The following is a 19,443-nucleotide window of genomic DNA, read 5'->3' as shown; positions in this document are numbered from 1 at the left end:
GATGGCGGCTTCCTTTCCTCAACCTGTGACGGCCCTGGACTCTCCGCTTTACGGGCGCAGTTTCGCCGATGACGAGATGCGGGCTATCTTCGCCGCGCAGACCTTCGTGGCGCGCTGCGTCGAGACGGAAGTCGCCCTCGCCAAGGCGCAGGCGCGCCTCGGCATCATCCCGGAAGACGCGGCGGCGGGGATTGCCGCCGCGGCTTCGACCTTCAAGCCCGATATGGAGCGTCTGCGGGACGAGACGGAGATCGTCGGCTATCCGATCCTGCCTCTCGTCGAGCAACTCGCCGCCCATGCGGGTCAGGCCGGAAAATACCTGCACTGGGGCGCGACCACGCAGGACATCATGGACACGGCGACCGTCCTTCAGATTCGGGACGGGATGAGCCTTGTCGAAAGGCGCATCGACCGCGTGCGACAGGCGCTTGCAACGCTCTCGCGCGATCATCGCGATACGCCGATGGCCGGCCGCACTCATCTGCAACATGCGTTGCCGGTGACGTTCGGCTACAAGACCGCAGTCTGGCTCTCTGCCTTCAACCGTCATGCCGCAAGACTTGCGGAAATCCGTCCGCGTGTCCTGGTCGTCGAATTTTCCGGCGCGTCGGGTACGCTCGCATCGCTCGGGACGCGAGGCCTTGAGGTCCAGCAGGAGCTCGCACGTGAACTCGGTCTCGGTGTTCCCGCCATCACCTGGCATTCCATGCGCGACGGTATTGCCGAGACGGTCCAGTTCCTCGCCCTGGTCAGCGGCAGTCTCGGCAAGCTTGCGATGGATATTTCCATCATGATGACCAGCGAACTCGGCGAGGTGGCCGAACCGTTCGTTCGTCATCGCGGTGCCAGCAGCACCATGCCCCAGAAGCAGAACCCGGTTTCGTGCGAGCTCATCCTTGCCGGTGCGCGGATCGTGCGCAACCACGCCACGTCGATGCTGGATGCGATGATCCACGATTTCGAACGGGCGACGGGGCCCTGGCATCTGGAGTGGTCCGCCGTTCCCGAGGGCTTCGCCGTCGCATCGGGCATCCTCTACCAGGCTGAGTTCATGCTCGGCGGACTTCAGGTGTTCCCGAAGCGCATGCGCGAAAATCTCGATCATTCACGTGGCCTGATCGTCGCGGAAGCGGTCATGATGGCGCTTGCCCCCCATACGGGACGCAAGGAGGCCCATGATATCGTCTATGCGGGCTGCCGGCGGGCCGTTGAAGAACAATCGAGCCTCTACGACGTCCTGCGCACCATGCCGGACGTGGCGGAGCCACTTGGCAATGAATCCCTGAAGAATCTCACCGATCCGACGAACTATCTCGGTAGTGCCGGCGCAATGGTCGACGCTGTGATCGGCACGTGATGGCGATCCGTTCGGAATCAGACGCGAGCGGCGCCGTCGACATCCCGGCGGACCGCTATTGGGGGGCGCAGACGGCCCGCGCCCTCAAGCTCTTTCCCCAACACGGGCCAAGATTGCCCTGCGGCCTCTTGCGTGCATTCGGGCTTCAGAAGGCGGCAGCCGCGCGAGCGAACATGGCGCTCGGCGTCATCGACCATCGACGCGGCGAACGGATCGTCGTCGCTGCCAACGCTTTGCGCGATGGCGATTTCGACGATCATTTTCCTCTCTCCATCTGGCAGACGGGAAGCGGCACGCAGACCAACATGAACGCCAACGAGGTGCTGGCCAACCGTGCGAACGAATTGTTCGGCCAGCCGCTCGGAACGCGTGAGCCGGTGCATCCCAACGACCATGTCAATCTGGGCCAGTCGTCCAACGATACCTTCCCAACGGTCATGCACATCGCGGCGGTGCTGGAACTCGAAAACGGCATTCTTCCAACGCTCGGTGCGCTGGAAGCTGCGTTCGCGCGCCTTGAGAGCGACCATGGCCATCATGTACGGATGGGGCGGACCCATCTGAACGACGCCGTTCCGGTAACGTTGCGGCAGACCTTTCAATCCTACGGCCGACAGGTGGGCCAGGCGCGAAAGCGCATCGCGGCGACCATGCCCGATCTCAAGGTTCTGGCGCAAGGCGGCACGGCAGCGGGTAGCGGTCTGAATGCCGAGCCCGGCTTTGACACCGCGTTCTGTGCTGCGCTGAGCGAGGCGACCGGGATCGATTTTGTCCCCAATCCGGTCAAGGTCGAGGGCATGGCCGCGCATGATGCGCTCGTGGCGGCTTCGGCGTCGCTGGAGGGGCTTGCAACCGGCCTCATTCATATCCTCAACGACATACGGCTGCTTGCAGCCGGGCCGCGGGCCGGATTGGCCGAATTGATGCTTCCCGACGATGGGTTGTCGTCCTCCATCATGCCCGGCAAGCGCAACGCGACGCTGGCCGAGGCCCTGTTGCAGGCCTGCTTTCGCACGATCGGCAATCACACGACGGTGGTCTGGGCGGCGGGGTCGGGCCTATTCGAACTCAATGTCGCCAAGCCTGTGCTGATCCACGCGCTCCTGGAGAGCGCTGCCGCGCTTAACGGCACCATCGCCGCGTTCATCGAGGGGGCGTTGGATGGCCTTGAAATCAACGACGGGCGGATGCGGCACTATGTGGACGCTTCGCTGATGCTGGCAACGGCGCTCACGCCCAGGCTCGGCTATGACCGCGTGGCTGAGATCACCCGTCTTGCCGAGGCCGAAAATCTGACGTTGCGCGAAGCCTCGGCCCGCTTGGGTGTGATCTCCATGGAAGAGTACGACGCGCTCATCGATCCGGTGCGCATGGCGAATGGCGGACGAATGAAAGAAGGAAAAACGGAATGAAGATCGCACGCATTCTGGAGAAGGATCTGCCAATTACCTCTCCCGGTGCCAACGCCATGGTCAATTTTGCTGGCCTTACCACCTCGGCGGTGGCGGTCGTCTCCGACACCATCCAGGATGGAAAGACGCTTGTCGGTTATGGTTTCGGGTCGATCGGCCGCTGGTCCGTCGGGGGCATGCTGCGCGAACGGTTCATTCCAAGGCTCATGGCGGCCGATCCGGCCGACCTTCAGGACGAGGCCGGGCAGATCGACCCGTTCGCCTGTTGGGATGTGGCGATGCGCAACGAAAAGCCCGGTGGACACGGAGACCGGGCGAGCGCACTTGGCGCGCTCGACATGGCGCTGTGGGATCTGCGGGCCAAGGCAGCTGGCGTCCCTCTCTATCGCCTCCTTGCAGACATGTATCGCGATGGTGAAGCCGACGAGGAGGTGCCGGTCTATGCCGCCGGTGGATACTACCAGCCCGGCTTTGGCCAAAGCGCGCTTCAGGACGAACTGAAGGGCTATCTCGACCTCGGCTATCGTGAGGTGAAGATCAAGATCGGTGGCGCGCCACTTGCCGAAGACATGAAGCGGATCGAGGCGGCGATTGCCGTTCTCGGCGACGGATCGCGGCTCGCTGTCGATGCGAATGGGCGCTTCGATCTGGAAACCGCGCTCAGTTATGGCCGCGCCATGCGCGACTATGGACTGCGCTGGTACGAGGAGCCCGGCGATCCGCTCGATTTCCGTCTGATGGCCGTGCTTGCAGAAGAGCACGATGGACCGCTTGCCACGGGCGAGAACATCTTTTCCTCCCAGGATGCCCGCAACCTCTTGCGGTATGGCGGAATGCGGGCCGATCGCGATTTCGTGCAGTTCGACTGCGGGCTCGCCTACGGCCTGCCCGACTATCTCAAGGTGCTGGAGACGATGCGCCAGCACGGATGGTCGCCGCGGCGGCTTCATCCGCATGGCGGCCACCAGATGTCGCTGCATCTGGCTGCCGGCCTCGGGCTTGGCGGAAACGAAAGCTATCCCGGCGTGTTCCAGCCGCTCGGCGGCTTCGCGGACACTTCGAAAGTGGAGAACGGCCGCGTGCGCCTGCCCGATGTGCCCGGCGTCGGACTCGAACTGAAATCAGAGCTGAAAAGCTGGCTTGAGGGCGCGTTTGCCGTTTAGCGGTTGTCGAGGACGGGCCGACGGGCATTTGCGGGGCTCATCGGCGGCCGGACAGGCCGCCGGCAAACGCACCGTGGATCAACCGTCCAGTTCCCTTCGCGCAGTTGGTTCGTGCGGGGTCTTTTCCCAGTGGAAGGGCTTGTTCATCAATTGAAAGACGGCGCGCCATGCGGCCCATGACATCATGGTCCAATAGACCGGCAGCCACGCCCAGCGTCGACCGATCTGGAAACGCTCCTTCATCGTCATGGGTTTGAAGCCGAGCAAGATGAACACGATGAAGGTGCTGATGACGACGGCAAGGTCGACGACCAGTAATATGGTTCCAAGCGTCGAGGTGTCTCGATGGCCGAGCAGGAGTGCCAGCGCGCTCGACAGGATGAAGTAGAGCATCAAGGGGCTGAGCAGAGCGGAGGCCAGCATGCCGGCAGTGAGGATCTGGCTCGTCAGGAAGCCGACGGGCCCGAAATCACGGCAAAGCTGGACGGGATGGCGCATCATGACCAGCCAGGTCTGGAGCCAGCCTTTGAACCAGCGGCTTCGCTGCAGCACCCAGACGCGGATCGATGTCGGCGCATCCTCGAGCGTCGGGCGGGTGATAATCGCGAAGCGATAGCCTCCGCGCGCCAGGCGCAGCCCGAGATCAGCGTCTTCGGTGACATTGAATGGATCCCACCCGCCGACTTCCCTCAGGACGTTGGAGCGCAGGTGATTGGACGTTCCCCCAAGTGGCAAGGGCAGGCCGACCTTTGCCAGGAATGGCAGGATGCCGCGAAATAGCCCGCAATATTCCAATGCGAACATGCTGGTCAGCCAGGTGCGTCCTGCATTGGCAATCACCAGCGGTGCCTGGATGCAGGCGAGGCGCGGTCCGCCGGCGAGAAAGCGCGCATGCGCCTCGCGCAATTGCTCCGGATGGGGCCGGTCTTCGGCATCGTAGATTACCGTGAACTCACCGCGCGCCCCGGCCATCGCGTAGCAAAGCGCCTTCGGCTTGGTGAACGGTGCGACGCGCGGCACGCGCACGATCTCGTATTCCGGCCTCAGCCGGAGTTCTTCCAACGCCTTGATGGTTTCGCCATCATTGGCTTCGCAAACCAGCTTGATATCGAGTTTCGAGCGCGGCCAGTCGAGCTTGTCGAGCGCCCCCACGAGTTGCCGGACGACAGGCGCTTCCTGATACATCGCGACCATCACCGTATAGATGGGCAAGCGCGCGTCATCGAGTACCGTGGGATAGTGCGGGGTTCTCTCCTGCCAGTGCGCGCTGGCCGTCGCTCTCAGCCAGACGCAGGCGGCAAAAAGGGATGTCAACGCCACATGCACGGCGGCCAATGTCGGATTCCACGCCACAAGGCCGGCTGCCATCAGCCCGGCGAGCACCACGCCGATGGCAAAACCCTGACGGCCAGTCGCGACGAAACGGGCGCTCAACCGCGGGCGGGAGTCGAACAGGCTGCCGACCGTCTCGGCGACGCGGCGCTCGCTGCGTGCACTCCAGACGGCAGCGCGCACCGCGCTCGGCGGCGCGACGGCGAAACTTTCCCGCAAGCCCGGATGATCCTCCAACAGCCGGCTCAGTCTTTCGGCTTCCGCCGCGACCGGCGCGATCACGGTGATCGTGCGGCCGTCGTGGGTGTCCACGCGCAGCGGGCGCCGCGGATCGGTCAGCAGCACATCGATCGAAGCCGAGAGGATGATGGCGGTCGGATCGATCACCCGCAGGAAACGCAACCCGAGCGAGTGGGCGATCGCCTCGAAATAGAGGGTCTCCTGGACGATGCCGGAGGAAAACAATTCGTCCTCCAGCGATGTCCCGTTGCGTCTTGCCAGGGAGGCTGCGTTGGCGATGACAGGTTTGCCGATGCCGAGCCGTTTCAACGCGGCCACCTGAACCGACAAGGGATACTGCGTGCCGGATCGTATCTCTGGCGGCAGCGCAATGGCCTCTTCCGCCGCGCTGAGGCTGCTCATCAAGCGGAACGGGATGGGTGCGTCTTCGGCTCTTCGCGAGGTGCCCGGTTGCGTGTAATGTACGTCAGAATCCACGCGACACCATCGGCAGCGCAAGCGTGCCGTCCCCCCAATCAGCCGTCCATATGGTATTGAAATTCTTGAATAAAGAACCCCTAGAATTTTACAGAAATTTACTCTTTTTTATATTTTTGCTGCTAGGAGCCGGCGCTGCGGCGGCGCAGGGCGGGGTATCTGTGCCGAACCATTTCGACCCTCGCGAACGGATGACGCTGCCTGATCTTTCGCGCTATCCGCGAATTCGCTTTCTGACCACGACCGATTTCCCGCCCTTCAATTTTCTCGACCAGGAAGGCCGACTTTCAGGCCTTCATGTCGATCTCGTCCGCGCCATCTGCGAGGAACTCGATGTCGCCGATCGGTGCCAGTTGCAGGCGATGCCGTTCGACGAACTGGACGCGGCACTGGAGAATGGGCGCGGCGAGGCGATCATTGCAGGTGTCAGCATCAGCGATGCAAACCGGCAACGCTATCGTTTTACGCGCAGTTATCTAAAGCTGCCTGCACGCTTCATCATCAGGGCCGACCCTTCGTTGAACCCGGCGGAAGATGCCCTGGCGGCGTTGCCGGAGGGGGCACGCATCGGTGTTGTTGATGGCACTGCCCACGAGGCGATGGCCCGCGCATTCTTCCCTGACCTGAATGTCGTCGCCTATGGCCGGCCAGAGCGGGTTTTCGATGCGTTGAAGGATCGTCGGATCAAGGCGGCGTTCGGCGATGGCATGCAATTCTCGTTCTGGCTCGGCAGCCAGGAAGCAGAGCGCTGTTGCCGATTTCTCGACGGTCCCTTCTTCTCGGACCGGTTCCTCGGCCAGGGGCTCGCCATTGCCGTCGCCAGCGATGACAGGATTCTGGCGGAGGCCTTCGATCACGCCATCCTGGCCTTGAACAACAACGGGCGGTTCGCCGAGATCTATCTGCGCTATTTCCCGAACGGGCTCTATTGAGCGACGCAGGCGGTCACTTTCGGAAGGGCAGCATCAAAGACCATCCAAGGCGGGCCGTCTGGATGCCACGATAGGGCTTGAGGCCGATTTCCATGGCATCATGACCAAGGCGCGGTGCTTCTTCATAGGTTGCGAAGATGCGATCCCAGAATGGAAAATTGAAGCCGAAATTGGAGTTCGTCTCGCGCATGTCGCTGGAATGGTGCACGCGGTGCATGTCCGGCGTAACGATAAACCGTCGCAGGACGCGGTCGGCGGCTGGAGGCAGCCTGCCGTTGGCATGGTTGAACATCGACGCTCCGTTGAGGACGATCTCGAAGATCAGCACCGCCAGCGCCGGGGCACCGAGAAGCACGACGATCAGCGCCTTCCAGACCATGGACAGAACGATTTCCAGCGGATGGAAACGCAATGCCGTGGTGAAGTCGAACCCGTTGTCGGCATGATGCATGCGGTGAATCCGCCAGAGCAGCGGGATATGGTGGCTCGCCCAATGTTCCAGCCAGATGACGAAATCGAGGATGAAGAACGCGATCACGCCGGCAAGAAGGGGTGGGGCCCCGATCTGATTGAACAGGCCGAGCTGGCGCTCCTCGGCCCAAAGCGCGGTCCCCACCGCGGCGAGCGGAAACACGATGCGAAGACAGATCGAGGAAATGACGAGGATCGACACATTCGTCATCCAGCGCCGCGAGCGCCAGGCCCCGCGCATCTCCTCGCGCTCCAGGCGCGGTGCGGCCAGTTCGAAAATCGCCATCGCGACAAAGATGGTGGCGAATGCGCCCAACCGCACGATCGGCTCTGCCAGTCCGAAAAGATCCATTCGCATCTCCCGCAATCGCTTTCCTGCGCAAGGCGGAAAGCATGCCAAAGATGGTGGCGGCAGCGCCGCGTGGCAACGGGTTTGCGGGCGGGACGTTGACGCAGCCGGGCGAGCGCGGCATAGGTGCCGCCGAATTGCGGTCGCAAGAGCGGCCGGCCCTTCCTCATCGAAAGCGCGATCATGAGCGACCCACAGCGATCCGAGACTCTGTCCGACACCGCCCGGCCCGAAGCCGCGATGCGCGCGGCCGCGATGGAGTCCAAGGCGTGGCCTTTCGAGGAAGCGCGAAAGCTCCTCAAGCGCTACGAAGCGGACGGCTATCCTGAAACCGTGCTGCTGGAAACGGGATACGGTCCCTCGGGCCTGCCGCATATCGGCACGTTCGGCGAGGTCGCTCGCACCTCGATGGTGCGTCATGCCTTTCGCGTGCTGACGAACGATACGGTTCCGACGAAGTTGATCTGCTTTTCGGACGATATGGACGGCCTGCGCAAGGTGCCCGACAATGTCCCCAACCGGGAGATGATGGCCACCCACCTGAACAAGCCGCTGTCGCGCATACCCGACCCGTTCTCCAACGAATATCCGTCCTTCGCGGCGGCGAACAATGCGCGGCTGCGTGCTTTCCTCGATCGGTTCGGCTTCGACTACGAGTTTGTCTCGGCGACCGACTATTATACCTCCGGGCGCTTCGATACGGCATTGTTGCGCATGCTCGAGGTCTATGACGACGTCATGGCGGTGATCCTGCCGACTCTCGGCGAAGAGCGGCGCGGGACCTACTCGCCCTTCCTGCCCATCTGCCCGCGCACGGGCGTCGTCCTTCAGGTCCCGATGGTGGCGCGCAATGTCGATGCCGGTACGGTCACCTATGTCGATCCGGAGACCCACGAGCGTGTCGAGACGGCGGTGACGGGCGGACGCGTCAAGTGCCAGTGGAAGGCAGATTGGGCGCTTCGCTGGTTTGCCCTCGGTATCGACTACGAGATGGCGGGCAAGGATCTCATCGACAGCGTCACGCTGTCATCGAAGATCTGCAAGGCGCTCGGAGGCCGTCCGCCGGAGGGATTCAACTACGAGCTTTTCCTCGATGAGAACGGGCAGAAAATCTCCAAGTCGAAGGGCAACGGGCTGACGATCGACCAATGGCTGACCTATGCGCCGACGGAGAGCCTTTCGCTCTACATGTTCCAGAAGCCAAAGGCCGCCAAGAAGCTCTATTTCGACGTCATTCCGAAGGCGGTGGACGAGTATTTCACGTTCCTTTCCGCCTATGAACGGCAGGACTGGAAGAACCGTCTCGGCAACCCGGTCTGGCATATGCATGACGGAACGCCGCCGGCAACGAGCCTTCCGGTGCCCTTCGCGATGCTGCTCAATCTCGTCAGCGCGTCTAACGCGGAGAACAAGGCGGTATTGTGGGGTTTCATCTCGCGCTATGCGCCGGGCGTGACGCCGGAGAGCCATTCGGAGCTCGACCAGCTGGTCGATTTCGCCATTCGGTATTTTCATGACTTCGTGGCGCCGACAAAGCGCTTCCGGCAGCCCGACGGCGAGGAGCGCGAGGCGCTGCAGACCCTTGGCGAGACGCTCAATGCCCTGCCGAACGATGCCGATGGCGCGCAAATCCAGGATGCGGCACTCAATGTCGCACGCTCCATTCCGCGCTATCAGGATCCGGCGAAGAAGAGTCCCGATGGTGGGCCAGGCGTGTCGATCGCCTTCTTCCAGATGATCTACGAGGTTCTTCTGGGGCAGGAACGCGGGCCGCGCTTCGGTTCCTTCGTGGCGCTTTACGGCATCAAGGAGACGCGCGCTCTCATTGACAAGGCCCTGTCGGGCGATCTGGCGGAGCCAGCCTGGGAATAGGGGCGTTTCCCTGTTCTTGACTCTCTAGCGCCGTGGATCGCCACCGTAAATCCCGCGGCCTTCTTCGCGCGCCTTGCTGGCGAGTTCGGCGTAAGCCGAGCCGGCGGTGGCTTCCGCCCACCCGTTGCGGACGAGCCAGGCGGCAATGTCGTCGTCGCGCATCATGCAGGTGGCGACTGCCGTGTCCTGCCAGTCGTCGGCTGGCACATCGCATTCGAGCGCCCGGCTGCGCAGATAGTTGCGGAACGCGGTTCGGGCGACCATGCCGCATGGCCAGGCGCCGCTTTCCCCCTGGCATGTGCGCTCCACCGGTGTCGGATCGATGCCTGCCAGTTGCAGCGCTCGCCCCTCGAATTCGAGGCGACCGGCGCCCACGGCCTGCGGACGGTAAAGCATGGTCGATGCGGCCTCCTCGTCCGTCTCCTCCTTCGGCGGCGTCAGGGGCGGGCGTGGATCGACGCGGGTGAGTTCGCCCGGACGGGCAGTGAAAGGCTGTCCGAACAGTTGTGGATCGACCGGACGGCTTGCGGCAGACCGATCATCGCGCCGATCAACCGCCGCGGCGCTGTCCGCCGTCTCGGCTGGCGGAGCGGAATTGGCGCGATCTGCCGATGCGGGCCGCTCTTCGAGCGCGGCGTAGTAGTCCATCGCGGTGATCAGCCCGGCCAGCAGCACGACGATGAGCACGGTTGGAAGAACAAGGCTGCGCAGAAAACGACCGATCACTGACTGGCCCAGATGATGCGTGCGATCCACTCGACATCGGCGAGCGCGAACGACCGGTTCGGGTGCTCCGGATTGAGCGAATTCAGCTCGACGGTCTTTGATGTCAACCGGTGGAGGAACTTGGCCATCACTTCGCCGTCGACCGTCTTGACCACGACACGATCGCCGCGACGCACCTGCGCTCCCGGCTCGACGATCAGCACATCGCCGTCGCGGTAGAGCGGCAACATGGAATCGCCCTGGATTTCCAATGCATAGACGCCGGTCCCGCCTCCGGGCGGGGCAGGGAAGTCGACGACGTCCCAGCCTTGTCCGGCAGGAAAGCCGCCATCGTCGAAAAAGCCGCCAGCGCCGGCCTGGGCAAACCCCAGGAGAGGTATGGCACTTGCCTTGGGCACGATCTCACCCGCCCGGTCGGAGGGACCGCGAACAAGCGCCATGAAGTCGTCGAGCGACGCGCCGGTCGCGCCGAGCACCTTGGCGAGCGATTCGGTCGACGGCCAGCGTGAGCGTCCGTCCGATGCCTGACGTTTGGATTTGTTGAAAGCGGTCGGATCGAGCCCCGCGCGCCGGGCAAGCCCGGATGGCGACAGCTGGTGCTTTTCGGCCAGCGCATCAATCGCCGCCCATATGCGGTCATGCGATAGCATCGATAGAGCCTCGATCGTCCAGCGGAACGCGTTGGCCGCGAATGCCAGCGCCTTTATCTCTTTTAAACCGAGCGGGGACGGGAGTAAAGCAAATTAGGAATAAAGTCCCGGAGCTGTGCGTCTCGAAGCCTATGGATGGAATGGCGCACGTCCGCTCTCGAGCGCACGATCGAGAAGCTCGATCCGATCCTGTCCCCAGAAGACCTCGCCATTGAGGACATAGGCGGGCACGCCGACAGCGTCTGCCTCGATTGCCTCCTTCGTATTCTGGCGGCGCGTTTCGGCGACGCTCTCCGACTGCGCGGCCTCCAGAAACGCTGCCCCATCGAAACCGCTTTCATCCAGCACCCGTTCGACGACGCGTGGGTCGGAGACGTTCTCGTCCTGAGCCCAGACGGCAGAGAAGACCCGGAACATGTAGTCGGTTGGGTCCTGGCGGGCATCGAGCAACGCGATCACCGCCTGGTCGGCCAGCGCAGGATCGACGGGAAAATGCTTCGGTTTGAGGTTGATTGGCAATCCGCGCATCTCGGCGACGCGCTGGAGTTCAAGCAGCCGATAGCGCTGCCTCACGGGCGGGCGCTTGGCCGGTGGCAGGGCTCCCGAAACCTCGAAGAGTTCCGGCAGGATCACGGGCTTGTAGGCGATGCCGCAACCATGCTTCCGGGCCACCGCTTCGATGGCTCTATGGCCGAGATAGCTGAACGGCGAAATGCCGGCAAAGTAATAGTCGATATTGGCCATGGTCGGGTCCTTTTCCTGAGCTCACCAGTAGCGGCCGGTGCTCGCGACCACGATCGTAACGATGCCGAGCACGATGTTGATCCCGACAATCTGGCGCATCTGATTGAGATGGCCGGCGCCCGCCTTCCAATCGGCATTGCCGATCGCAGATTTCAGACGTTTCCACGGCGCAAAGACGAGATGGAGATAGAGCATCATCATCACGAGTCCTGTCGTGGTCATCACATGCACAGACACCGGCGCGGCCGCGAAGCCGCCGAATGTCGTGAAGATCATCGCGAAGCCGGTGACGAGCAGTGCAGCCACGGCAAATCCGACGGCAGGGAGAAACCGGGAAAAGACGTCGCGCCAGAGAGCGAGGCGCAGCGGCGGATCGAGCGCCAGCGCCGCCGGCCTCAGGATCTGATGGGCGAAGACCATGCCACCGACCCAGAAAAGGGCAGCGAGAATGTGGATCGTCAGGAGGATTATGGTCATGATCGAACGGGCGCCGTCGCGGAGGTATTTGCCCGTCATACAGGCTGGGGCGGCGTGACGAAAGCCCGGCGCGGTGGCCGGGCTTCAGCATTTCATGAATCGCAGCGTTTAAGCGGCTTCGCGCATCGCCGCATCCTGGCCGAACCGCTCGTAGAACGTCTCACCGCTCTTTGCCAGTTCCTGGACGATCTTGGTCGGCTTGAAGTGCTTGCCGTATTTCTTGGCGAGCTTTTTGCAGATTTCCTCGAACCTAGCCGCGCCCATGGCGTCGATGTAGGAAATCGCGCCGCCCGTATAGGGCGCAAAACCGAAGCCGAGGATGGAGCCGACATCGGCTTCGCGAGGATCGGTCACGATCCCTTCCTCCATGGTTCGCGTCGCCTCCAGCGCGATGCCGACAAGGAAGCGCTGCTTCAGCTCCTCGACATCGACCTCGTTGGCCCTCTTCTGCGGATAGAGCGTCTTCAGGTCCGGCCAGAGGTGCTTCTTGGCAGGCTTGGCGGGGTAGTCATAAAACCCCTTGCCATTCTTGCGGCCAAAGCGGCCGTGTTTGTCGACCATTGTGTTGACGAGTTCCATATGCTCGCTTTTCACCGCCTTCTCGCCCATGTCGGCGATCGCCGCCTTCAGGATCTTCTGCGACAGGTCGATTGCCACTTCGTCGTTCAGCGAGAGGGGGCCGACAGGCATTCCGGCCATCTTGGCCGCGTTTTCGATCATCGCAGGCGGCACACCTTCGATCAGCATGTCATAGGCTTCGTTCATGTAGCCGAGGACGCAGCGGTTGACGTAAAAGCCGCGCGTGTCGTTGACGACGATCGGCGTCTTCTTGATCGCGGCGACATAATCGAGGGCGGTGGCCAGCGCCTTGTCCCCCGTCTTCTTGCCGAGGATGATCTCCGTCAGCATCATCTTGTCGACGGGCGAGAAGAAGTGGATGCCGATGAAGTTCTTCGGGCGCTTGGCGTTCTTTGCCAGCCCGCTGATCGGCAGGGTCGAGGTGTTGGAGGCGAAGATCGCACCGGGTTTCAGCACCGCCTCGACCTTCTCGATGACATCCTTCTTGATCTCGCGATCCTCGAACACCGCCTCGATGACGAGGTCCGCGCCTTCCAGATCGGCATAGTCCGAGGACGGGGTGATCAGCGACAGCAGCTTGTCGCCTTCCTCTTGCGTCGTCTTGCCCTTCTGCACGCCCTTCTTGACGATGTCGGCGGAGTGCGCCTTGCCCTTCTCCGCGGCGTCCATATCGCGGTCTATCAGGACGACCGGAAGGCCCGCCTTTGCCGTCACATAGGCGATGCCGGCCCCCATGAAGCCGGCGCCGACAACGCCGATCTTCTTGAACTTAACCGGCTTGACGCCATCGGGCCGCCGCGCGCCCTTGTTCAATTCCTGCATGGAAACGAACAGCGAGCGGATCATGCCAAAGGCTTCAGGCGTCTGCAGCACATGCGTGAAATAGCGCTGCTCGATCTTCAGCGCGGTGTCGAAGGGAACCTGCAGGCCTTCGAAAACGCATTTGACGATGGCCAGGGCGCCCGGATAGTTGCCGGCCGTCTCGCGGCGCAAGATCGCCGATGCCGCGGGCCACAGCTGCGCGCCCTGCGGCGACCACACGGCGCCTCCCGGTGCCTTGAAGCCTTTCTCGTCCCAGGGCTGAACCGGCTTCAGACCGTCCTTGATCATCTTCTTGGCGGCCGCGACGAGCTTCTTGGGTTCTACGATCTCGTGAATGAGACCCATCGCCTTGGCACGCTGCGGCGACAGGTTCTGGCCCGTCGTCATCATCTGCAGCGCGTCCTGGGCGTTGGTCAGGCGCGGCACGCGCTGGGTCCCGCCGGCGCCCGGAAAGATACCGACCTTCACCTCAGGCAGGGCCATTTTCACGGACTTGTCGTCGGCTGCGATGCGTCCATGGCAGGCAAGCGCCAGTTCGAAGGCGCCGCCCATGCAGGTGCCGTTGATCGCCGAAACCCACGGCTTGCCGCTGGTCTCGATCTTGCGCCACAGCCAGCTCATGCGGCCGGCGGCGTCGAACAGTTTTTTGACGGCCGCTTTCGGGTCCTTCGCCTTTTCCTCGGCCATCATGGCGAACATGCCCTTGAGCATGGTCAGATCGGCGCCGCCGGAGAACGACTTCTTCCCGGACGTGAAGACGACGCCCTTGACCTTGTCGTCGGCGCTGGTCGTGTCAGCGATCTTCTCGATCTCGTCCATCACGGCCATGGTGAAGACGTTCATCGATTTGTCGGGCATGTCCCAGGTGACCAGCGCAATGCCGTCATTGTCGGTCTCGACGGTGAAATTGGTATAGCTCATGTCTCGTCTCCCAGGTCTCAAACGCGCTCGATGATCGTCGCCGTGCCCATGCCGGCGCCGATGCAGAGCGTGACAAGCGCGGTGTTCAGATCGCGGCGCTCCAGTTCGTCCAGCACGGTGCCGAAGATCATCGCGCCGGTGGCACCCAGCGGGTGCCCCATGGCAATCGCGCCGCCATTGACGTTGATCTTGTCGTGCGGGATGTCGAACGCCTGGATGTAGCGCAGCACCACGGCGGCGAAGGCCTCGTTCAACTCGAAGAGATCGATGTCGTCGATCTTCATCTTGGCGCGCTTCAGGAGCTTTTCGGTCACGTCGACCGGACCCGTGAGCATCAATGCCGGATCGGAGCCGATATTGGCGAAGGCCTTGATCCTCGCCCGCGGCTTCATGCCCATCGTCTTGCCGCCCTTCTTGGAGCCGAGGAGAACCACGGCCGCGCCATCCACGATGCCCGATGAGTTTCCGGCGTGGTGGACGTGGTCGACGCTCTCGACCTCGGGGTGAGCCTGAACGGCCACGGCGTTGAAGCCGCCCATCTCGCCGACCATGGTGAAGGACGGGTTCAGGCTGGCGAGCGCCTGCATGTCGGTGCCGGGTCGCATGTGCTCGTCACGGTCGAGGATCGTCATCCCGTTGATATCGTCGACAGGGACGATCGAGTTCTTGAACCAGCCCTTTTCCCAGGCGTTGGCCGCGCGCTTCTGGCTCTCGACCGCGTAAGCGTCGACATCATCACGGCTGAAGCCGTATTTGGTGGCGATCAGGTCGGCGGAGACGCCCTGCGGCATGAAATAGGCCGGAAAGTTGACGGACGGATCCATGAACCATGCGCCGCCCGCCATACCGAGGCCGATGCGCGACATCGATTCCACGCCGCCGGCGATGACGATGTCGTCGGCGCCTTGGGCGATCTTGCCTGCACCGAAGTTGATGGCGTCAAGGCCGGATGCGCAAAAGCGGTTGAGCTGCAGGCCGGGAGCCTGCGTATCGTAGCGCGCCTCGAACGCCGAGGCCTTCGCAACGTCGCCGCCCGCTTCGCCGACGGCGTCGACACAGCCGAATATGATGTCGTCCACCTTGGTGGTGTCGATCCCGTTGCGATCGCGCACCGCTTCCAGGACCTTGGCGCCAAGGCGCACCGACGGTACCTCGTGCAGCGAGCCATCCTTCTTTCCGCGGCCGCGCGGGGTGCGGACGTGGTCGTATACGTAGACTTCGGCCATGATTGGTCTCCCTTTTTCCGTTCGGCTGCGGCAGGCTCAAAGCGAGCGGGCGATCAGCAGCTTCATGATCTCATTGGTGCCGCCGTAGATCCGCTGCACACGGGCATCGCGGAACATGCGGGCGATCGGATATTCGTTCATATAGCCATAGCCGCCATGAAGCTGGACGCATTCATCGGCAACCTTGCATTGCAGGTCTGTCAGCAGATATTTCGCCATCGAGGCGGTCGTCGGCGTCAGCTCACCTTTAAGGTGCTGATCCACGCAATGATCGACGAAGACGCGCGCCATCACCGCTTCTGATTTCAGCTCGGCAAGCTTGAACTGAGTGTTCTGGAAGTCGATCACCGCCTTGCCGAATGCCTTGCGCTCCTTCACGTAATCGATGGTGACGGCAAGCGCCCGCTCGATCATCGAAATCGCCTGGTTGGCAATCAGCAACCGTTCCTGGGGCAATTGCTGCATGAGCTGGATGAAGCCCTGTCCCTCTTCGGCACCCAGCATGTTGGCCGTCGGAATGCGCACGTCGTTGAAGAAGAGCTCGGAGGTGTCGTTGGCCTTGAGGCCGACCTTGTCGAGATTGCGCCCGCGTTCGAATCCGTCGACCTCGTCGGTCTCGACGATCATCAGCGACGTGCCCTTGGCGCCCTTCTGGGGATCGGTCTTGGCGACCACGATGATCAGGTTGGCGAGCTGGCCGTTCGTGATGAAGGTCTTGGAGCCATTGATGCGGTAGTGGTTGCCGTCCTTTTCGGCACGAGTCTTGACCCCTTGCAGGTCCGAGCCCGCGCCCGGTTCCGTCATGGCGATGGCGCCGATCAGTTCGCCGGTGGCGAGCTTCGGCAGCCATTTCTTCTTCTGCTCCTCGGAACCGTAATGGAGGATGTAGGGGGCGACGATGGCGTTGTGCAGGGCGATGCCGAAGCCATCGACGCCGACCCGGCCGAGCGCTTCGGCGATAACCGCTTCATGGGCGTAGGTGCCACCCGCGCCGCCGTATTCCTCCGGCATCGAGGCGCAGAGCAAACCGGCCGCTCCGGCCTTTTCCCACGCCGCGCGGTCGACCATCTCCTGTTTCTCGAAGCGCTCGTAGTCGGGCGCGATCTCGTCGGACAGCCAGCGCATCGCCATGTCTTCCAGCATGGTCACATCGTCCGAGCGCCAGGCGGGAAGGGGGGTGCCGAGAACTTCAGCGGCTAGGGTCATGCATTTCCTCCGGACAGTCATATGGGCCGACATGGCTGCCGGCCCAAGTGCTCGTCGAACCTAGAATGCTTCCGCAGCCAGTTCCATCATGGAATCAGCGCCGCTTTCAATCCGCGCACGGCGCAGCGCCGTTTCCGGCAGGAGCTTCTCCATGAAGAACTTCGCCGTGATCAGCTTGTTTTCCATATAGGTGGATCGCCCGTTGGCCCCTTGCGCAAGCTGGTCGGAGGCAGCCTTCGCCATCTGTGCCCACATATAGCCGAGTGCGACGAGGCCGAAGAGGTGCATGTAGTCGGTCGAGCCGGCACCGGCGTTGTCGGGCTTGGCCATGGCGTTCTGCATGAACCACACGGTCGAGGCCTGCAGGTCGCCGAGGCCCTTCTTGAGATGCTTTGTGAAGAAGCTCATCTTCTCGTTGTCGCGGTGCTCGGCGCAGAAATCCTCGACCTCCTTGAAGAAGGCCATGACGGCACGGCCGCCGTTCATGCCAAGCTTGCGGCCGACGAGGTCGAGGGCCTGAATGCCGTTTGCTCCCTCGTAGATCATGGCGATGCGGGCATCGCGCACGAACTGGCTCATGCCGTGCTCTTCGATGTAGCCATGGCCGCCGTAGAGCTGCTGGGCCGCAACTGCGTGGTCGAACCCCTTGTCGGTCAGAACGCCCTTGATGATCGGTGTCATCAGGCCAAGCAGGTCGTCGGCCGACTGCTTCTCCTTGTCGTCATCTGAGCGGTGGGCAATGTCGGATTTGAGCGCGGTCCAGAGAAGAAGCGCGCGGCCGGCCTCGTTGAAAGCGCGGATCGTCATCAGCGTGCGGCGCACGTCGGGGTGCACGATGATGGGATCGGCTTTCTTTTCCGGTGCCTTGGCGCCCGAGAGCGCGCGTCCCTGGATGCGTTCGCGCGCATAGTCTGCAGCGTTCTGATAGGCGACCTCGGCGATGGCGTGTCCCTGAAGGCCGACCGACAGGCGCGCCTCGTTCATCATCACGAACATGGCGCGCAGGCCCTTGTTCGCCTCGGAAACCAGATAGCCTTCCGCCTCGTCGTAGTTCATGACGCAGGTTGCATTGCCGTGAATGCCCATCTTCTCTTCGATCGAGCCGCAGGAAACGCCGTTCGGCTCTCCGACCGAACCATCGCCGTTCACCTTGAATTTCGGCACGATGAAGAGCGAGATCCCCTTCACGCCTTCCGGCGCGCCATCGATCCGCGCAAGGACGAGGTGGACGATGTTCTCCGCCATGTCGTGCTCACCGGCCGAGATGAATATCTTCTGGCCGGAAATCCGATAGGAGCCATCTTCGTTCGGTACGGCCTTGGTGCGCAGCAGGCCCAGATCGGTGCCGCAATGCGGCTCGGTGAGGTTCATCGTACCCGTCCAGGTGCCGTCGACCATCTTCGGCAGGTAGGTGCGCTTTTGCTCGTCGGTGCCATGTTCCTGGATTGCGGCGATGGCGCCCTGCGTGAGGCCCGGATACATCATGAGCGCCATGTTGGCCGACGACATGTATTCGCCGACGGCGCTATGCAGCACGTATGGCAGTCCTTGGCCACCATAGTCTGGGTCCGCGGCAAGCCCGAGCCATCCACCCTGACGATACTGGTCGAAAGCGTCCTTGAAACCCCGCGGTGTCGTCACCGACCCATCGGCGCCCCGCTTGCATCCCTCGCGGTCGCCAACCTGGTTGAGCGGCTGAAGCACCGCCTCGGCAAATTTGCCGCCTTCTGCGAGGATCGCCTCGACGACGTCGGCCGACGCGTCGGAAAAGCCGGCGAGATTGTTGTAGCGCTCGAAGCCGAGCACGTCGTTCAGGATGAAAAGGGTATCGTCAACCGGAGCCTTGTAGACAGGCATCGTCGCCTCCTCAATTGCGGACAAATGCGGGAGAACTCCCGTTGGGGAGGGGAATACCAAAAATTGACGTTTGCGTAAACGTCAATTTTTCATCGGTCGGCTGACTGGCGGTTGCGGTCTGTCAGCGTGGATCGGCCAGCATGTTGCGCACGACGCTGAGCGTTCGCTCCAGCTCGCCGATCGCGACGTCGATTTCGTCACGCTGCTGACGGAGGCGCTCAAGCTGGCTCTCGCCCTTTTCCAGCGCCACCGCAAGCTGGGTCTCGTTCTTGCCGTGCGGATCATAGAGTTCGATCATCTTCTTCACCTCGTCGAGGGAGAAGCCGACGCGCTTGCCGAGAAGGATGAGCTTCAATCGTGCCCGATCGCGCCGTGAATACAGCCGGGTGACGCCCATGCGCCGGGGCGTCAGCAAACCCTTGTCCTCGTAGAAACGCAGCGTCCGCAAGGTGACGCCGAATTCGCCGGCGAGGTCGCCGATACGGAAGGTGCGATCCTGTGGTCCGGCTTCGGCTGTGTCGAGATCATGCGGATCGGTATGGGAGGAGGTATTGGGATGCGTTCTCATGCCGGCCCTGTCCTTGATGCTCGCTCGCATCGCGCTGGAACGGGCGCCAGGTTCGATGGAGG

Annotated in this window: 16 protein-coding genes; 5 read left to right on the top strand and 11 right to left on the bottom strand. The window is 62.6% G+C overall.

Going from position 1 to position 19,443, the window contains the following annotated elements; translation table 11 throughout:
* Position 1 precedes the first annotated feature (1 nt).
* The 3 genes from pcaB to CN673_RS18545 are packed head-to-tail and all read left to right on the top strand — an operon-like array spanning position 2 to position 3,932.
* A complete protein-coding gene (pcaB, locus tag CN673_RS18555; RefSeq protein ID WP_099867897.1) occupies positions 2–1,357 on the top strand; it encodes a 3-carboxy-cis,cis-muconate cycloisomerase in 1,356 nt (451 codons plus the stop codon).
* Positions 1,357–2,769, top strand: coding sequence for a class II fumarate hydratase (locus tag CN673_RS18550; RefSeq protein WP_099867896.1), 1,413 nt, complete (start codon positions 1,357–1,359; stop codon positions 2,767–2,769). Before pcaB ends, CN673_RS18550 begins: the two co-directional genes overlap by 1 nt.
* Positions 2,766–3,932, top strand: a complete 1,167-nt coding sequence (locus tag CN673_RS18545) for a mandelate racemase/muconate lactonizing enzyme family protein (RefSeq protein ID WP_099867895.1) — start codon at positions 2,766–2,768, stop codon at positions 3,930–3,932. The genes CN673_RS18550 and CN673_RS18545 overlap by 4 nt, the downstream gene beginning before the upstream one ends.
* Positions 3,933–4,010: 78 nt before the next feature.
* Here CN673_RS18545 and CN673_RS18540 read toward each other — a convergent pair whose 3' ends face one another.
* Positions 4,011–5,906, bottom strand: a complete 1,896-nt coding sequence (locus CN673_RS18540) for a glycosyltransferase family 2 protein (protein ID WP_099867894.1) — start codon at positions 5,904–5,906, stop codon at positions 4,011–4,013.
* Positions 5,907–6,142: 236 nt separating this feature from the next.
* Between CN673_RS18540 and CN673_RS18535 the strand changes: the two genes are divergently transcribed.
* On the top strand, positions 6,143–6,913 hold the full coding sequence (locus CN673_RS18535) for a transporter substrate-binding domain-containing protein (protein WP_245409989.1): 771 nt from the start codon (positions 6,143–6,145) through the stop codon (positions 6,911–6,913).
* A gap of 13 nt (positions 6,914–6,926) precedes the next feature.
* Here CN673_RS18535 and CN673_RS18530 read toward each other — a convergent pair whose 3' ends face one another.
* Positions 6,927–7,736, bottom strand: a complete 810-nt coding sequence (locus tag CN673_RS18530) for a sterol desaturase family protein (RefSeq protein ID WP_099867892.1) — start codon at positions 7,734–7,736, stop codon at positions 6,927–6,929.
* Between the two features lie 237 nt (positions 7,737–7,973).
* On the opposite strand from CN673_RS18530, the gene CN673_RS18525 reads away from it, so the two are divergent.
* Positions 7,974–9,605: a lysine--tRNA ligase gene (locus CN673_RS18525; protein ID WP_245409991.1), complete on the top strand. Its 1,632-nt coding sequence runs from the start codon at positions 7,974–7,976 to the stop codon at positions 9,603–9,605.
* A gap of 24 nt (positions 9,606–9,629) precedes the next feature.
* Here the strand turns inward: CN673_RS18525 and CN673_RS18520 are convergent, their stop codons facing one another.
* The 9 genes from CN673_RS18520 to CN673_RS18480 all read right to left on the bottom strand — a co-directional run bounded on the left by CN673_RS18520 (position 9,630) and on the right by CN673_RS18480 (position 19,381).
* Positions 9,630–10,331, bottom strand: a complete 702-nt coding sequence (locus tag CN673_RS18520; protein ID WP_099867891.1) for a thermonuclease family protein — start codon at positions 10,329–10,331, stop codon at positions 9,630–9,632.
* The gene (locus CN673_RS18515) at positions 10,328–10,981 is read right to left on the bottom strand and encodes a S24 family peptidase (RefSeq protein WP_099867890.1); all 654 of its coding nucleotides are present in this window, start codon (positions 10,979–10,981) and stop codon (positions 10,328–10,330) included. Before CN673_RS18515 ends, CN673_RS18520 begins: the two co-directional genes overlap by 4 nt.
* Before the next feature lie 129 nt (positions 10,982–11,110).
* Positions 11,111–11,725: a 2-hydroxychromene-2-carboxylate isomerase gene (locus CN673_RS18510; protein WP_099867889.1), complete on the bottom strand. Its 615-nt coding sequence runs from the start codon at positions 11,723–11,725 to the stop codon at positions 11,111–11,113.
* A 21-nt stretch (positions 11,726–11,746) separates the two neighbouring features.
* Complete coding sequence (locus tag CN673_RS18505) at positions 11,747–12,202, bottom strand: CopD family protein (RefSeq protein ID WP_099867931.1); 456 nt, start codon at positions 12,200–12,202, stop codon at positions 11,747–11,749.
* 108 nt (positions 12,203–12,310) lie between these two features.
* Positions 12,311–14,524 carry an FAD-dependent oxidoreductase gene (locus CN673_RS18500; protein WP_099867888.1) on the bottom strand — a complete coding sequence of 738 codons (2,214 nt, stop codon included), beginning with the start codon at positions 14,522–14,524 and terminating at the stop codon, positions 12,311–12,313.
* A gap of 17 nt (positions 14,525–14,541) precedes the next feature.
* Positions 14,542–15,750: an acetyl-CoA C-acetyltransferase gene (locus CN673_RS18495; RefSeq protein WP_099867887.1), complete on the bottom strand. Its 1,209-nt coding sequence runs from the start codon at positions 15,748–15,750 to the stop codon at positions 14,542–14,544.
* 36 nt (positions 15,751–15,786) lie between these two features.
* Positions 15,787–16,956, bottom strand: a complete 1,170-nt coding sequence (locus CN673_RS18490; protein ID WP_099867886.1) for an acyl-CoA dehydrogenase family protein — start codon at positions 16,954–16,956, stop codon at positions 15,787–15,789.
* Positions 16,957–17,016: 60 nt separating this feature from the next.
* Positions 17,017–18,813, bottom strand: a complete 1,797-nt coding sequence (locus CN673_RS18485) for an acyl-CoA dehydrogenase C-terminal domain-containing protein (protein WP_099867885.1) — start codon at positions 18,811–18,813, stop codon at positions 17,017–17,019.
* Positions 18,814–18,934: 121 nt separating this feature from the next.
* Complete coding sequence (locus CN673_RS18480; RefSeq protein ID WP_099867930.1) at positions 18,935–19,381, bottom strand: MerR family transcriptional regulator; 447 nt, start codon at positions 19,379–19,381, stop codon at positions 18,935–18,937.
* Positions 19,382–19,443 lie beyond the last annotated feature (62 nt).

This window comes from Neopararhizobium haloflavum (genome assembly GCF_002750855.1).
Lineage (GTDB): Bacteria > Pseudomonadota > Alphaproteobacteria > Rhizobiales > Rhizobiaceae > Georhizobium > Georhizobium haloflavum.
This window is presented reverse-complemented; position numbering and strand designations above follow the sequence as displayed.

Bases quoted from the DNA above. Each gene is read 5' to 3' on its own strand.
- pcaB (WP_099867897.1), top strand. From the start codon at position 2: ATGGCGGCTTCCTTTCCTCAACCTGTGACGGCCCTGGACTCTCCGCTT.
- CN673_RS18550 (WP_099867896.1), top strand. From the start codon at position 1,357: ATGGCGATCCGTTCGGAATCAGACGCGAGCGGCGCCGTCGACATCCCG.
- CN673_RS18545 (WP_099867895.1), top strand. From the start codon at position 2,766: ATGAAGATCGCACGCATTCTGGAGAAGGATCTGCCAATTACCTCTCCC.
- CN673_RS18540 (WP_099867894.1), bottom strand. From the start codon at position 5,906: ATGAGCAGCCTCAGCGCGGCGGAAGAGGCCATTGCGCTGCCGCCAGAG.
- CN673_RS18530 (WP_099867892.1), bottom strand. From the start codon at position 7,736: ATGGATCTTTTCGGACTGGCAGAGCCGATCGTGCGGTTGGGCGCATTC.
- CN673_RS18525 (WP_245409991.1), top strand. From the start codon at position 7,974: ATGCGCGCGGCCGCGATGGAGTCCAAGGCGTGGCCTTTCGAGGAAGCG.
- CN673_RS18515 (WP_099867890.1), bottom strand. From the start codon at position 10,981: ATGCTATCGCATGACCGCATATGGGCGGCGATTGATGCGCTGGCCGAA.
- CN673_RS18510 (WP_099867889.1), bottom strand. From the start codon at position 11,725: ATGGCCAATATCGACTATTACTTTGCCGGCATTTCGCCGTTCAGCTAT.
- CN673_RS18505 (WP_099867931.1), bottom strand. From the start codon at position 12,202: ATGACCATAATCCTCCTGACGATCCACATTCTCGCTGCCCTTTTCTGG.
- CN673_RS18500 (WP_099867888.1), bottom strand. From the start codon at position 14,524: ATGAGCTATACCAATTTCACCGTCGAGACCGACAATGACGGCATTGCG.
- CN673_RS18495 (WP_099867887.1), bottom strand. From the start codon at position 15,750: ATGGCCGAAGTCTACGTATACGACCACGTCCGCACCCCGCGCGGCCGC.
- CN673_RS18490 (WP_099867886.1), bottom strand. From the start codon at position 16,956: ATGACCCTAGCCGCTGAAGTTCTCGGCACCCCCCTTCCCGCCTGGCGC.
- CN673_RS18485 (WP_099867885.1), bottom strand. From the start codon at position 18,813: ATGCCTGTCTACAAGGCTCCGGTTGACGATACCCTTTTCATCCTGAAC.
- CN673_RS18480 (WP_099867930.1), bottom strand. From the start codon at position 19,381: ATGAGAACGCATCCCAATACCTCCTCCCATACCGATCCGCATGATCTC.